Source organism: Pragia fontium DSM 5563 = ATCC 49100 (genome assembly GCF_900112475.1).
GTDB classification, from domain to species: Bacteria; Pseudomonadota; Gammaproteobacteria; order Enterobacterales; family Enterobacteriaceae; genus Pragia; species Pragia fontium.
Map to the genome: position 1 here is coordinate 42,925 of NZ_FOLW01000008.1, position 14,498 is coordinate 57,422.

A 14,498-nucleotide genomic window follows, 5' to 3' on the forward strand; every position below is an offset into this window, starting at 1 on the left:
GGAATGACAATATAAATAATAGTTAAGAATTCATGTTTATTTTTCTGGGGATTCCTCAGCGCTTTCGCAGGGATGACGGTATAAATGCGGGAATGACAATATAAATAATAGTTAAGAATTCGTGTTTATTTTTCTGGAAAGCCTTCAATGCAGAGGGCGTTCACCCTAACGCCCTCTACTCGGCCACATATATTGATACTGATTTATTCTCGTGCTGATAGTGGACGACATTTTCGCGGTCATTGAGTTGAACGAACCAGCATCAACCCAATGATTACCATTCACCAAAAAAATATTCAATAAATTATCTAATGGGTTTTAATGCACAGATATAGAGCGGAGAGTTCAAAGAACTGAGCAACAGCGTTTTATCATTCATCTTTTGCGCTTTAAGCAATAAACCATCATGGCTATCCGACATCTCGCGCATAAAATAATCAAAAACAACGTCAGGTGACTGATCGATAGAGGATTTACTGGCCTGCCAACTTTTCACTCGGTAATAACGTTCCAGTGGAGAAATTCGCTCGGAGGTATAATCAAACTGAACATACCGTTGCAAATAGAGATAACCTTCAGTGGAAGTGGTATACCCTTCAACCACAATTGAGCCTTTCCCTTTGCCAAAAAAGCTGAAATGGATATTGGCGTTTACCGATTGCATTTTTGTATCTTCAAAATGCATGATCGCTTTAGTTGAACAGCTCATCGCGCCATCGCGTATCGGTAACATACGCCATGCTATCGGCAATGAAGTAAATATCAGCATAAAAAGCGCGGCAAAAAAGAATAATTTTCCACAATGATGTTTTACGCTCATCCTTTACTTCCATGCATAATAAAAGTAGTTCTCACAGTAACTAAAGGGATTGTCTTCATGCTTGGCACAGTGCGCCAAAAAAGTTCGCCCTAGTCCGTTGGTTTGTAACTTGTCACCGTAATAAAATAAAAACCGTTCATCTTCCCCACAGTTAATAGAAAGCCGGGTTCGCACCGCGTCGAAACTCTTAATAAACCCTTCTTTAACGGCCGTATTGATCATCTTTTCTATCGACAATAACTCGCATCTGTCATGATCAACCGCCGTCAATTTGATACCTTGGGGCGAAGCGCTTTCTGAAAGGTGGGATATAAAAAACATCACACAGGCAAAAATAAAAATGAATAGCCCGGCATAACCCCAGTTTTTATCAACAGAAATTTCCGTACTCTTTTCTTGTTTCGCTTTATCTGATGTTTCTTGCTGTTTATCGGCCAATTCATCATGAATTAATTGCTGTTGTAAAACCGGGTGAAGGATATTGTTATCAATTACTTCAATCGTCAGAGTCGGATTAATTTCCAGACGGCCTTTCGGTATTGTCACAATAATGTTCTCAATACCATAATTACGAAATGTTTTACGTAGCAGGCTAATGTATTGATTTAAATTACTATTTGAAGAAACCAATCCATTATCATCCCAGACTTGCTTCATAACGCTATCGCGCGTCATGACGCCCGGATTTTGGATTAACACATACAGCAGAGCGTTGGCCGTAATTGACAGCGTAGTATCGGATGTACCGTCATCGTCTAACTTTAGTGAACCTTCAGTAGCGTCATAATAGAGAAAGGCATTAATTTTATATTTCATTACAGCCCCCTTTGCTTATGTTACCAACGCCTACTTGTGGTCGGGGAGAACGATGTTTTCATTGCCCCCCCGCGTCATATCCGCCAATCTGCTAACCAGAGCCTGACGTTCAATGGGTGTCATGGTGGGCCCCTCGGTCAATTCAGAAAGCCACAGCCCATCTGCGGCATAGCGCACCAGATTACCGATATAGCTCCGATCAATTTCATCACCGTGCCTGAGATGTTCCAGCATCCAGTCTCTCCAGCACTTACGCAGCACCGTTTCTTTTGGCATAGCGAGTGAAAGTAAGGCTAACTCTCTACTCTCATCCGTCTCGCCCAAGCCAGCAATGTACATCAGATAGGCTCGACTAAAGCGCCCTTCCGGTAGTGGATCCTCTTGCTCAAGGGCGACAATTTTCTTTTCCATTCGGGCAAGAAGATTAGAGAATAAAGCATGAATCAATTCCTGTTTTCCAGGAAAGTGGTGTAATAACCCTCCTTTACTGACGCCAGCTTGCAGCGCAACAGCATTCAGAGAAAGCGCAGCAATACCATCTCGGGCGGCAATAACGCTCGCCGCTTGAAGTAATTGCTCCTGCATACGTTCAGGATCTTTTTTGCGTTGGTAGTTATTATTCATGCGAGGAATCATACCGACTGGTCGGTATGATTGATGTTGATCGAAATCAATCTGTCTGGCGTCGTGTGAAAGTAATCACTCGATATGTTAGCTGGCTCACAATTGGCGGTAGGATTAAAGCAATTCTATAATTTTATTAGCTTTTTATTATCTCCACTTGGGTCTATTCTCCCCACGCTTTTCCTCTATTTTCAATTCGACTGCGCTATTCGACGGCTTAATGATGCACATAAAAAAGCCCGCTAAGCGAACAACAATGACGCAATGCGGGCTTAAAAAATAAACCTATCACTATGATTGATTCATCCCCAATCGCTTTATCTCAATCTTAGGGCACAGATTCATCACCACTTTCAATCCGGCACTCTGTGCCAACGCTTCCGCCTCATGATTAATCACGCCAATCTGCATCCACAGAACGCTGGCCTTAATCGCAATGGCTTCCTGTGCAATCTCATAAACTGCATCCGAATGACGAAAGACATCCACCATATCAACCGGACGCTGTATATCCTTCAGGTTAGCAAATACCGGTTGCCCCAACAGCATTTGCCCAGCCAATTTGGGACTAACGGGTATTACGTCATAACCTTGAGATAATAAAAATTCCATAACCACATAGCTGGGACGATCTGGCTTATCGCTGGCACCCACTAAGGCAATGGTCTTCACCTCTCTTAAAATAGTCCATATGTCACGGTCTTCCATCGCGCTCCCCCTCTAATGTTCTTATTTCTATCGCTATTCAGATAAACGAGATTTGTCAGAAACCCATGTCATCTGAACATTAAAATTAGCTAAATGCACACTTTTATCCATTATCCCTTTTTTCTGAAACGGAGTTTCAGTAGTCTATGGGACATAATTATTTCAATAAGGGGTTTGACTGCATATGCAACTGACAACGCGGATAATTTCAGTAGAAAAAAACATTGCCTTGGTTGCTCACGACCACTGTAAACAGTATTTGCTAAAATGGGCTGAGGACAATAAAAACACCTTAGCCAAGCATAAACTTTTTGCCACTGGCACTACCGGTAATTTAATTCAACGAGCAACAGAAATCCCGGTTCACAGTATGCTTAGCGGCCCAATGGGTGGCGATCAGCAGATTGGTGCGATGATTTCAGAAGGTAAAATTGATGTGCTGATTTTCTTTTGGGATCCCCTTAATGCCGTGCCGCACGACCCCGATGTGAAAGCGCTTCTTCGTTTAGCTACCGTTTGGAATATTCCTGTTGCCACTAACCGCTCAACGGCAGATATGCTGATTAATTCAGGCCTCTTTGAAAAAGAGATAGAAATCGCCATTCCTGATTATCAAAAATACTTACAGGAACGTTTAAAATAAAACGCCCTCGCTAATTAAGCATCATGTAAAAAGCCTGCCTGTCAGGCTTTTTTAAGGTTTACGTTTCACCGCTACGCCAATATCCGCTAACTGTTTCACAAAAACCGAGGGCGATGCCGTATCCTGCATTAGCCAAACTTGGTGTTTCGCCCGGGTCAGAGCCACGTAGAGTAATCGACGTTCTTCCGCATAGGGAAAGTCGTCAACTTCCGGTAAGAGCACCTGTTCAATCACGGAATGATTCTCCGTTGCCGGAAATCCATCCCTATCGGCGCTCAAACCAAGAATAATCACATATTCTGCCTGCTGCCCTTTACTGGCATGCATGGTCATAAATTCCATATTCAGCTTCGGCCAACGCGTTGATGCATTCGCCAACACTTCCGGTTTGGAATAGTGGTAGCGCCCTAAGATCAGGACTTTTTCTTCCGGCCTCACATAACCGCTTAATTTATTCAACAGGGCTTCTAACTGGCTATCCGGCAAGATGGTGATGGCATTTTTATCCCCTTGGTACAAGCTGCCAATTTTGCGCTTAATCTGCGCCGGGTTCTGCTGGATATAACGACTGGTGATATCGTTAATCCCCTGATTAAAACGATAAGTCAGATCCAACGCACACTGTTCGCCCATCCCAAAAATTCGGTTGAAATCGGCTACCAGAGATTGTTCAGACCCGCTGAAACGGTAAATGGACTGCCAGTCATCCCCCACCGCAAATAAGCTACTATCCTGTTGTTGACGACGCAGTGCATTCACTAACGCGGCGCGCTGAGGAGAGATATCCTGAAATTCATCCACCAAAATATGGCGCCACGGGCTAATAAACTTACCTTTCTCGATCAAATTAACCGCCTGATGAAGCAGGCCAGCAAAATCTACCGCTCCCTCTTCTTTTAAGGCTTTCTTCCAGGCTTTAAGTAGCGGAGCCAGTAAACGCAATTTTTTCTGAAAATCTGTACGTAGATCTTCCGGTGCCAGCGCCAGCATTTCAGCCTGGCTCCCACCGTGATTGCGCATTAGTCCGATCCAATAATCTAACCGTGTCGCTAACCGTTCAGATAATCCGCTGTTTTTCCAGAATGCCCCTTCATCCAGAGGCCAGCCCATTTCTTGTGACAGCCAAGTTCGCCAACCGGACGCCTGACTTTTCTTTTCCGCACATTGAGACTGCCACTGCTCGATCAGAAAATGCTGGCGAGCTTTACTGCTGGTTTCCAGTTTACTAATAACTGGCACTTTTTTACTGGATTGACTAATAATCGACAGCGCCAGAGCGTGAAAAGTTTTCGCCTGTATCTCCGTCGTCGCCAAGCGCTGTTGAATCCGCGCATTCATTTCATCGGCGGCTTTACGCCCAAACGCTAACAGAAGAATATCTTCGGCTTTAGCCTCTTTACGGTATAACAGCCAGCCGGCACGAGCTACCAATACCGAGGTCTTACCGCTCCCAGCGCCAGCTAAAACCAGAACATTTTTTTCACCGCTAATCACCGCACGACACTGGGTTGGGTTCAACGGTTGAGATTCAATATGTTGGAAAAATGCCTGATGTTGCTGCAACATACGCTGAACCCAACGTTGGTTAGTCGCATCAATGATGTCGGTACCTGAATCTATCCATTCCACACAGCGTTGATAATGCGGATGACAATTAGGGAACTCATGTAAGCGTTCTTTGGGTAGCGGAAGCGAAACAAGGGAAGTATGAATTTCAGCTTGAATGTCGACTAAGTCCTGATGCGTCAACCATCGTTCCTGCTGCAGGCGCTGATCAATCTTTTCCATCTGTTTGAGTAAAACATCGGCGGCAATTTGGCTCATTTCTAAGCCCCACAACTGCCATACCTGCATAAGGTGATGGTAAAAACGTTGAGTTTCATGCCATTCCGTACCGTGAAGTCGCACCACCTTTTGCTGCGGTAGCTCAAACTCCAGCTCTCCCCAGACCAATCCTCTTTTGCAACGAATAGCAATTAACTGATTAAATGGAATGGTATAAGTGTGCTTGGGGCCGCTGACTTCAACGCCAGCGTGGAGCATTTTGACTTTATTATAGGGGTGCTGGGCCAAATGTTGACCAACAGAAGTTGACTTCAATTCCATCACGTTATGCACCACCTATTTCTGTACGTCTGACCATAATGATTCAGTTTACCTTTTATTCCACTCTGCTCTCCAGTTGGAATAGCATAAAAGCGCTGTATTTATAGGCTAAAAAAATGCCAATGTCTCTTTTCCATTGAGTAAAGTGCTATAAACCGTAACAATAGGTACCGGCTATACTTTTATATCCGTTACCTTTTGACGCTTATATGGAGCAACCTGATGCGCAGTATATTAAATATACTCAATTTTATTCTGGGTGGGGTTTTTACTACTTTAGGATGGCTTTTTGCCACTGTTTTAACCGTTGTTTTGATTTTTACGCTGCCATTAACCCGCTCTTGCTGGGAAATTACCAAACTGTCCCTATTTCCATTTGGTAATGAAGCCATACACGTTGACGATCTTAATCCTAATGAACGTAACGCTTTAATGAATGCTGGCGGAACGGCATTGAACGTTTTTTGGCTGGTATTTTTTGGCTGGTGGCTATGCTTGGCCCATATCTGCGCAGGCATCGCCCAATGTATTACCATCATTGGTATTCCGGTCGGCATCGCTAACTTCAAGATTGCCGTTATTGCACTATGGCCGGTCGGTCGCCGAGTGGTGCCTGTTGAAGTTGCTCAGCAAGCTCGTATCGCCAAAGCCAAACGTCAGTTTCAACAATAAAGCTCGCTGAGTCATAGTATTCGCGCAATAAGGTATTGATGTAATGTCATTTATATTAGGGTTACGCCGTTACTTTTATAACAGCAACTTGCTCTATAGCATCCGTATTTTTATTGCGCTTAGCGGCGTGGTATTTGTTCCCTGGTGGTATGGGGAAAGTCTGTTCACCATTCCTCTAACTTTAGGCGTGGTGGCCGCCGCGCTCACCGATCTTGATGACCGTTTAACCGGGCGATTGCGTAATCTGGTGATTACGCTAGCCTGCTTTTTTATTGCCTCAGTCTCAATTGAGCTGCTATTCCCCTATCCGTGGCTGTTTGCCCTTGGCTTATTATTGTCCACCGCCAGCTTTATTTTGCTTGGTTCTTTAGGACAACGCTATGCAACTATCGCTTTTGGTGCCCTGCTTATCGCAATCTATACCATGTTGGGCGTATCCATGTACGACGTCTGGTATGTACAGCCGTTATTACTGTTAATCGGCGCCATTTGGTATAACCTGATTACATTACTTGGCCACCTGATTTTGCCTATTCGTCCCTTACAGGACAATCTGGCCCGCTGTTTTGAAGATCTGGCCCGCTATCTCGATGCCAAATCAATGTTGTTTGATCCCGATGAAGAACACCAGTTTACCGATCAGTTGATTCACGCCACCATGGCCAATGGCAACTTGGTTAACACGCTTAACCAAACCAAAGTCTCATTGCTGACCCGACTGAAAGGCGATCGCGGACAGCGCAACACTCGTCGCATGTTACGCTATTATTTTGTGGCTCAAGATATTCATGAACAAGCCAGCTCTTCCCACGCCCAATACCAGCAACTAAGCAAAAAATTACGCTATACCGATATTCTGTTCCGCTTTCAGCGCTTGATGACGCTACAGTCGAAGGCCTGTCTGAGCATTGCTTACTCAATTCGTTTTCATCAGAAATACGTTTATGATACCTATCAGACGCAGGCCTTAGCCCATTTGGAAAAAAGCTTATCTAACTTACAGGCTAACCGAGACTTACCATCAAGTCTGATTCAATCTTTACATCATTTATTAAAAAATCTGAAAGGTATTGATACTCAGTTGAGCAATATTGAATCAGAACAGACGGTGAATACCCCATCGCCCCAAGATAATACGCTGGCGGATGATAAGCTCACCGGAATAAAAGATATCTGGTCACGCATCGCTCAAAACTTAACGCCTCAGTCTGAACTATTTCGTCATGCCGTCAGGATGTCGATCGTACTTTTTATCGGATACGCCATTATTCAGCTGGCCCATTTACAAAATGGCTACTGGATTATGCTAACCAGTCTGTTTGTCTGCCAGCCTAACTATAACGCGACTCGTGCTCGCCTGACGCTTAGAGTATTAGGAACTATTGCCGGTATTCTGCTCGGCTTACCTATTCTCTACTTCGTCCCTTCTCAGGAAGGACAGTTGATATTAATTGTGATTAGCGGAGTCTTGTTTTTTGCCTTCCGTAACGTTCGATATGCCTATGCCACCATGTTTATTACCTTGCTGGTACTATTTTGCTTTAATTTGCTGGGAGAGGGTTTCCGGGTTGCAATACCGCGCGTTATTGATACGTTGATTGGTTGCGGGATTGCTTGGGCTGCGGTCAGTTTTATCTGGCCAGACTGGAAATTCAGACATATTTCGCTGGTACTTAAAAAAGCCATTGATGCCAACTGCCGTTATCTTGATGCCATTCTCGAGCAATATCATCAGGGTAAAAACAATAGTGTAGATTATAGAATTGTACGCCGTAACGCCCATAACCGAGATGCTGAGTTAGCCTCCGTTATCTCCAGCATGGCAGCAGAACCCCGAAAAGATACGCAACAATTAGATCAGGGCTTTCGTTTGCTGTGTTTAAACCACTCTTTATTAGGATACATCTCGGCCTTAGGTGCCCACCGTGAAAAATTGACCGAAAGCCCTGCAATATTATCCTTATTGGATGATGCAGTTTGTTATATCTGTGATGCTTTGCAGGTTAATTCAGATGATACTCAATCAACAATGCTAGCCTTAGAAAAAATCAATCAACAAATAACCGAAATGAACAGTGCCAGTAGTAAAAACCCACTAGTCACACAACAGTTAGCGTTAATTATAGGATTACTGCCCGAGTTTATTACACTGTCAGATAAGATTTACACGGATATAAAGCAATAAACGCCAGCAACCTCATCATCGCGTAATATATTGAATGATATTGCTCAAACTAAGCAAAGTGGAGATTGAGACAATAAACAGTCAGGAAGTAAAGTCATTCTATTATTAAGTTTGGTGACCGTCTGGGCGATCACCTTTAATATGCAGGTTGTTACACAGAATAATTTACCAGCTCTTTATATTTCGTTTGATCGTGTGTTCTGAGCTGTTCTATCAATTCATTACGTAATGAGTTAGGCAAGGCAGCAACGTGGCAACCTTTGATTGCGCCAGCCAAAGAGAAAAGCAAATCCAACTTAACATCTCGCTTAAATTCACGAAGTTTTATATAAGTCCTTAACGCCCCTAAATGCATTAAATCTTCACGAGTTCTGACGCCTACTTGCCTGAGTAATCTTTCTATTCCGATATTGAGATTTGGCAGATCTTTTAAACGAAGATATTCCTGTATCAGCCTTTCTTCCATATCCGTCATCGCGGAGGACAAAGCATAAGTGACAAATCGTTTTAATATTTCTTCATTCTGCCAGAGTGACTCATTAACATGGTAATACTTCATCAATACCGGTACGCCGCGTTTATTATAGATAAACTGTGACATGCCATAACTAATGAATACCGATTCAAGATACTTGTTTGCCCTTAAATAAAATTTATCGTCAGAAACCAGACCAAACATGACTTTATTTTTACAAATACCATACCCACCAAACATCGAACGGGAGGTGAGTTCACCTAGTTCACTAAAATACCCGATAACATCTTTGACTAAACTTTTTGTATCTTCTCTATTCATACATCTTCTCCGCCTTGAGATTAAAGAGTGAGTAAAAATTAGTGAAACCTGTAACGAGAAACACTTACTCGATTAAATCACACTCAACTTAATTGATTATCAAAATATATCTATAATTAATAGTTAGTTAACGATAATTTGATATAAAATATGCGAAGTACCCTGAAAATAGTTGATTTTCTCCCTCGCCTCTTATACTGTATAAAAACACAGTATATGGAGAGGTCACCAATTTATGCGCTCAACTCAGCAAACTTACAGTAACGCTTTACATACATTGATTAACCCAATGGATAAAAGCTCGCTCGGTCGCTATGGTGCGAATCTGGTTAGCGAAATTGTGTACGACCCACAAAATCCATTTACTCTGCATTTATTGCTTCCTTTCCTGCAACAGCTAGGCCAACAACCACGCTGGCAACTTTGGCTTTCACCTGAACGTCGCTTAAACCGCTATTGGATAAACAGCCTGGGTTTGCCTGAAAAAAAGACGGTTGCTTTAAATACAACCTCTATCGAAATGAGTGTGGAGATGATTGAAAAAGCGTTAAAAAGTGGAAATTTTAGTTCTGTTATAGCCTGGTTACCGTCAATGGCACCGAATGTTAAAGAAAAACTTCGCCAAGCAGCTGTCGATGGGGATTGCTACTGCTTCATTCTGCAACCTTTATCGGCAAATCAAGGGCAATTTTACCAGCCTGACTTATTCAATAGAGCCCATTGGCATTAAAACCACATAGAATAGAGACAATATAACTTTTTCACTTTATCCTGATATGAATGAGCTCAGGCACATTAAGCCTATATTGTTTGAAAACATTCTTTTCTATCAATTAATTGAAATATTAGTTTTGCGTTAAGTTATTACTCAATAAATCACAATAAACAAGTAATGCTTACCAAGAAAAATATAAATCAAGCACTAGCTTAATTAAGAGGCATTATAAATAATTTCTTATAACCGTTAGTAAATAATCACCCAATGTTAATTTAAAAATGATTATCTTCTAATCCCTCTGTCTAACCCGCACTCTTTTTATTTTTACCATTCCCCACTCTTTATCAATCCCCCCCTACTTGATAACACCTAAACCGTCATCTTTACTTAAACTAACATAACATTACATAACGGAAGGTAATGTAATTTTATGTTACATAAAACAATTTCAAAAAATCGTAACACGTTCAATGAGATAATTATCTATTCGTATAACCCTTCATTTATCTCGCTAATAAATGAATCTTTCAATTGTTCTAATATTTGAACAGCGCGCTTAATTAAGTATCAATCTGTAGGTAAATGCATGTTAATATTTATACTAATCATGGTATTTTTATGTTCTTTTAGAACTCAAGACTTGTAACTTTCCTGACACGTTGTAAACTTTACCTTGATTAGGTTGCTTTATGGTTCCGGATTCTCGATGTCAGTCATGGATTGACGTGGGTACTTTATCTTCGAACTTTAAAACCAGAACCGCAAAGCATTAACTTATATCACTACTATTTTAGATGATAACGAGGCGCAAAATGAAAAAGACAGCAATTGCTTTAGCAATGGCATTAACCGGTTTCGCTACTGCAGCGACAGCCGCTCCTCTTGATAACACTTGGTACACCGGTGCTAAAGTTGGTTGGTCTAGCTACCACGACACTGGCTTCTATGATGGCGTACCTAGCAACAACAATGACCACCCTAACCAATTAGGTGCTGGTGCATATGTTGGTTATCAAGCTAATCAATATTTAGGCTTCGAGTTTGGTTATGACTGGTTAGGTCGTATGACTTACCGTGGCGACACCAGCGGTGCTTATAAAGCACAAGGCATCCAATTATCAGCTAAACTGAGCTATCCAGTAATGAACGATCTGGATATCTACACTCGTTTAGGTGCTATGGGATGGCGTGCAGATTCTAAAGTACATTACTCTACCGGTGGTTCTTGGTCAGATAACGATACTGGCGTTTCTCCACTGGCAGCAGTTGGTGTTGAATATGCAATCACTCCAAGCATCGCTACCCGTCTGGATTACCAGTGGGTTAACAACATCGGTGATGGTGATTCAGTTGGTACTCGTCCAGACAACGGCATGCTGAGCTTAGGCGTTGCTTACCGTTTCGGTCAAAACCAACCAGCTCCAGTAGCTGTAGCGGTTCCAGTTGTTGAAACTAAGCGTTTCACTCTGAAATCAGACGTTCTGTTTGCTTTCAACAAATCAAACCTGAAAGCTGAAGGTCAACAAGCTCTGGATCAACTGTACGGTGAGTTAAACTCAATCAGACCACAAGACGGTTCTATCGTGGTTCTGGGTTATACCGACCGTATCGGTTCTGAAAAATACAACCAAAAACTGTCTGAGCAACGTGCTCACAGCGTTGTTAGCTACTTAGTATCTAAAGGTATTCCAGCTGATAAGATTTCTGCTCGTGGTTTAGGCAAATCTAACCCAGTTACTGGTTCTACCTGTGACGGTATGAAGCGTGGCGCAGCTCTGATCGATTGTCTGGCTCCAGATCGTCGTGTAGAGATCGAAGTTAAAGGCGCTAAAGACGTTGTAACTCAAGTTACCGAAGCTGCTAAAGAAGTTATCAAAGCAGTTAAGTAAGTCTTCGAGTTAAAAATTATGAAAACCCCGCTTAGCGGGGTTTTTTTTACTCAAAATTTATTTGCTCAAGCTAAGAAACAACAACAGCACTATTTCATCAAATTGGTACTATTTGTCCTGAGTAAGAATGGCTTTTAGATCCTGTTTCAATAGTGACATCTGATTGGCGTATTGTTCTTTTCTCTCCGCATCTTCAATCAGTTGAACAATTGTCTCCGACAACGTACTTCCTCGACGCTGCGATAATGCGGAAAGCCGCTGCCAAACCAGAAACTCAAGATCGATAGATTTTTTCCGCGTACTCTGATGTTCAGCGTTGAAATGCCGTTTACGACGGGCGCGAATCGTTTGCTTTAACCGATTCAATAAATCAGGATTGATATGCGCATTGATCCACTCTTGTACTTTATGTGGCTCATTTTCCAGTCGTAACAATTCATCGACCATTTCCTGAGCAGCGCTGTACTCCAGATAGCGGGTTATCGCTTCACCTTCACGATGCTTTTTTACTAAATACTTCCACTTCCACCCGCTTTCAAGATTATCTAATTGCTGATATTTCATAATGCACCCAATGAGTGACCGCGTAACATTTGTAGCATAGCAGCTTTTTTAACCTTCTCAAGCCCCTATCCCGATCGTTTTGCTATCATTGTCTATAATATTGTACAGATATAGAGCTAACTGAACACGAGAGTATGAACTCTGCCCGTTTCTTGTATAATCTCGTTTTCCTTTTTGAATAAAACAGCGAATACTTTGACTATCAATCGACTTGAATGGCAACAATTATTGCCCAATACCGCAGACTATAAGAACTTATTCGAACGAGAATATCGTCGCGAGCCGTTAGATATCGCGTTGACTCAACCTCGCTTAAAAAAGTCTTTAGCAACATTTTGTCATCAACATGCCAGCGGCTCACCGTTTATGCTGGTCAAGGCCGTAGACAGTCGTCCCTATCTTGCTTTAATCCATGATGCACTCCAAAGCATCATATCGCCTAAAAATGATGTTATTGGCAGCCGATATGACATCAATAACGGCGTTATTACCCGCTCCGATGCACAGCATCGCGATGATAACTTCGCCGCCACCAGTCACTGTCTATATGAAGAATGGCTGGAAACGGAGCAATTATTCGGTTGCTTACGTAAACAAGGCGATCAATATACTTTAGAGCCGGGTTTAATACATAAAGCTAACGGTGGAATCCTTATTTTATCGGTGCGGACTTTACTCACGCAGCCGCATTTATGGTTCCGTTTAAAACAGGCCGTTACCAGCAAACGTTTTCAATGGTTCTCCGCTGACGATACGCGTCCTTTAGCTTTATCTATTCCCGCTATGCCGCTTGACCTAAAAGTCATTCTTGTCGGTGACCGTTACGGATTAGGTGAACTACAGGAGTTAGAGCCAGAACTGACTGAGCAGGTTCTGTATACCGAATTTGAAACCGACCTGCTTATTAACGAAGAAAGCGATATTGCTACCTGGTGCGAATATGTAAATTCAGTAGCCTGCCACTATCAATTACCAGTTATCGATGCCAGCGCCTATCCTTCGTTGATCAATGCCTCCGTTAGAAAAAGTGGCGATCAGGAAAAGCTTCCCCTGTGCCCTCAAGTGTTAAGCCAAATGCTGAGTGAAGCAACACCGTTTGCCTCACCAAGCATTACGGCAGATGCGATTACTCAAGCCGAGCAAGAAAAACTGTGGCGAGAAAGTTATCTGTCAGAAATGGTGCAAGATGATATCGACCTGGGGCAAGTACACATTGAAACCGATGGATTCGTCATTGGCCAAATTAACGGATTATCCGTTTTAGAATATCCCGGCCATCCGCGTGCCATGGGTGAACCATCACGTATTAGCTGCGTGGTTCATCTGGGCGATGGCGAAATTATGGATGTCGAACGTAAGGCTGAGTTGGGCGGTAATCTTCATGCTAAAGGCATCATGATTATGCAGGCGTTTATTGCCGCAGAGTTAGCCTCTGACCAACAGTTCCCTTTCTCAAGTTCAATCGTGTTTGAGCAATCCTACGGGGAAGTTGATGGTGACAGCGCCTCTTTGGCCGGTTTATGCGCCCTGATCAGCGCGCTATCACTACAGCCAATTAATCAACAAATTGCCGTAACAGGCTCTGTTGACCAGTTTGGCAATGTTCAGACTATCGGCGGCATCAATGAAAAAATTGAAGGTTTCTTTGATGTTTGTAATCGTCGGGAACTAACCGGTTCCCAAGGGGTAATTTTACCCTTAACTAACGTTCGTCACTTATGTTTAAAGAGTGAGATTGTGGAAGCGGTAAAACAGGAGCGTTTTCATCTATGGGGCATTGAGCACGTTCACGATGCATTACCATTATTGATAGGCTTACCTTACGTTGATGAAAACAAACCAAGCATTCTTAGCGCTATTCAGGAAAGAATTTTACAGGCTGGTGGCAATGACCGTAACCGGTTACCGTGGGCTTTACGCTGGCTCAACTGGTTTAATCGTGGCTGATCGGACTTGT

The 14,498-nt window shown here is 42.7% G+C and carries 13 protein-coding genes; 6 read left to right on the plus strand and 7 right to left on the minus strand.

Going from position 1 to position 14,498, the window contains the following annotated elements; all coding sequences use genetic code 11:
• Positions 1–304: 304 nt before the first annotated feature.
• The 4 genes from BMZ28_RS12185 to BMZ28_RS12200 form a co-directional block, all read right to left on the minus strand.
• Positions 305–820 carry a FidL-like protein gene (locus tag BMZ28_RS12185; RefSeq protein WP_053007613.1) on the minus strand — a complete coding sequence of 172 codons (516 nt, stop codon included), beginning with the start codon at positions 818–820 and terminating at the stop codon, positions 305–307.
• Positions 821–823: 3 nt separating this feature from the next.
• Positions 824–1,636 (minus strand): winged helix-turn-helix domain-containing protein, encoded by an 813-nt coding sequence (locus tag BMZ28_RS12190; RefSeq protein WP_074823535.1) that lies wholly within the window; start codon positions 1,634–1,636, stop codon positions 824–826.
• A gap of 30 nt (positions 1,637–1,666) precedes the next feature.
• Positions 1,667–2,272 (minus strand): TetR/AcrR family transcriptional regulator, encoded by a 606-nt coding sequence (locus BMZ28_RS12195; RefSeq protein WP_114986751.1) that lies wholly within the window; start codon positions 2,270–2,272, stop codon positions 1,667–1,669.
• A gap of 279 nt (positions 2,273–2,551) precedes the next feature.
• Positions 2,552–2,968 (minus strand): CoA-binding protein, encoded by a 417-nt coding sequence (locus tag BMZ28_RS12200; RefSeq protein WP_074823537.1) that lies wholly within the window; start codon positions 2,966–2,968, stop codon positions 2,552–2,554.
• 184 nt (positions 2,969–3,152) lie between these two features.
• On the opposite strand from BMZ28_RS12200, the gene BMZ28_RS12205 reads away from it, so the two are divergent.
• Positions 3,153–3,611 (plus strand): methylglyoxal synthase, encoded by a 459-nt coding sequence (locus BMZ28_RS12205; protein ID WP_047781287.1) that lies wholly within the window; start codon positions 3,153–3,155, stop codon positions 3,609–3,611.
• A 51-nt stretch (positions 3,612–3,662) separates the two neighbouring features.
• Here BMZ28_RS12205 and helD read toward each other — a convergent pair whose 3' ends face one another.
• Positions 3,663–5,717, minus strand: a complete 2,055-nt coding sequence (helD, locus tag BMZ28_RS12210; protein ID WP_074823540.1) for a DNA helicase IV — start codon at positions 5,715–5,717, stop codon at positions 3,663–3,665.
• A 222-nt stretch (positions 5,718–5,939) separates the two neighbouring features.
• Here helD and BMZ28_RS12215 point away from each other — a divergent pair, with 222 nt between their 5' ends.
• Together BMZ28_RS12215 and yccS are read left to right on the plus strand one after the other, a co-directional pair.
• On the plus strand, positions 5,940–6,389 hold the full coding sequence (locus tag BMZ28_RS12215) for a YccF domain-containing protein (protein WP_047781289.1): 450 nt from the start codon (positions 5,940–5,942) through the stop codon (positions 6,387–6,389).
• A gap of 43 nt (positions 6,390–6,432) precedes the next feature.
• The gene (gene yccS / locus BMZ28_RS12220; protein ID WP_047781290.1) at positions 6,433–8,574 is read left to right on the plus strand and encodes a YccS family putative transporter; all 2,142 of its coding nucleotides are present in this window, start codon (positions 6,433–6,435) and stop codon (positions 8,572–8,574) included.
• A 151-nt stretch (positions 8,575–8,725) separates the two neighbouring features.
• Here the strand turns inward: yccS and BMZ28_RS12225 are convergent, their stop codons facing one another.
• Positions 8,726–9,370 (minus strand): TfoX/Sxy family DNA transformation protein, encoded by a 645-nt coding sequence (locus tag BMZ28_RS12225; protein ID WP_047781291.1) that lies wholly within the window; start codon positions 9,368–9,370, stop codon positions 8,726–8,728.
• A 235-nt stretch (positions 9,371–9,605) separates the two neighbouring features.
• Between BMZ28_RS12225 and BMZ28_RS12230 the strand changes: the two genes are divergently transcribed.
• Positions 9,606–10,100, plus strand: a complete 495-nt coding sequence (locus BMZ28_RS12230; protein WP_053007614.1) for a cell division inhibitor SulA — start codon at positions 9,606–9,608, stop codon at positions 10,098–10,100.
• An 800-nt stretch (positions 10,101–10,900) separates the two neighbouring features.
• Positions 10,901–11,977: a porin OmpA gene (gene ompA / locus BMZ28_RS12235; RefSeq protein ID WP_074823542.1), complete on the plus strand. Its 1,077-nt coding sequence runs from the start codon at positions 10,901–10,903 to the stop codon at positions 11,975–11,977.
• A gap of 108 nt (positions 11,978–12,085) precedes the next feature.
• Here ompA and matP read toward each other — a convergent pair whose 3' ends face one another.
• Complete coding sequence (gene matP / locus BMZ28_RS12240) at positions 12,086–12,541, minus strand: macrodomain Ter protein MatP (RefSeq protein WP_047781293.1); 456 nt, start codon at positions 12,539–12,541, stop codon at positions 12,086–12,088.
• 195 nt (positions 12,542–12,736) lie between these two features.
• Here matP and BMZ28_RS12245 point away from each other — a divergent pair, with 195 nt between their 5' ends.
• The gene (locus BMZ28_RS12245; RefSeq protein WP_074823545.1) at positions 12,737–14,488 is read left to right on the plus strand and encodes an AAA family ATPase; all 1,752 of its coding nucleotides are present in this window, start codon (positions 12,737–12,739) and stop codon (positions 14,486–14,488) included.
• The last annotated feature ends 10 nt before the right edge of the window (positions 14,489–14,498 follow it).

What these genes read in the sequence shown, in the direction of transcription:
- BMZ28_RS12185 (WP_053007613.1), bottom strand. Translation starts at nt 820, where the DNA reads ATGAGCGTAAAACATCATTGTGGAAAATTATTCTTTTTTGCCGCGCTT.
- BMZ28_RS12190 (WP_074823535.1), bottom strand. Translation starts at nt 1,636, where the DNA reads ATGAAATATAAAATTAATGCCTTTCTCTATTATGACGCTACTGAAGGT.
- BMZ28_RS12195 (WP_114986751.1), bottom strand. Translation starts at nt 2,272, where the DNA reads ATGATTCCTCGCATGAATAATAACTACCAACGCAAAAAAGATCCTGAA.
- BMZ28_RS12200 (WP_074823537.1), bottom strand. Translation starts at nt 2,968, where the DNA reads ATGGAAGACCGTGACATATGGACTATTTTAAGAGAGGTGAAGACCATT.
- BMZ28_RS12205 (WP_047781287.1), top strand. Translation starts at nt 3,153, where the DNA reads ATGCAACTGACAACGCGGATAATTTCAGTAGAAAAAAACATTGCCTTG.
- helD (WP_074823540.1), bottom strand. Translation starts at nt 5,717, where the DNA reads ATGGAATTGAAGTCAACTTCTGTTGGTCAACATTTGGCCCAGCACCCC.
- BMZ28_RS12215 (WP_047781289.1), top strand. Translation starts at nt 5,940, where the DNA reads ATGCGCAGTATATTAAATATACTCAATTTTATTCTGGGTGGGGTTTTT.
- yccS (WP_047781290.1), top strand. Translation starts at nt 6,433, where the DNA reads ATGTCATTTATATTAGGGTTACGCCGTTACTTTTATAACAGCAACTTG.
- BMZ28_RS12225 (WP_047781291.1), bottom strand. Translation starts at nt 9,370, where the DNA reads ATGAATAGAGAAGATACAAAAAGTTTAGTCAAAGATGTTATCGGGTAT.
- BMZ28_RS12230 (WP_053007614.1), top strand. Translation starts at nt 9,606, where the DNA reads ATGCGCTCAACTCAGCAAACTTACAGTAACGCTTTACATACATTGATT.
- ompA (WP_074823542.1), top strand. Translation starts at nt 10,901, where the DNA reads ATGAAAAAGACAGCAATTGCTTTAGCAATGGCATTAACCGGTTTCGCT.
- matP (WP_047781293.1), bottom strand. Translation starts at nt 12,541, where the DNA reads ATGAAATATCAGCAATTAGATAATCTTGAAAGCGGGTGGAAGTGGAAG.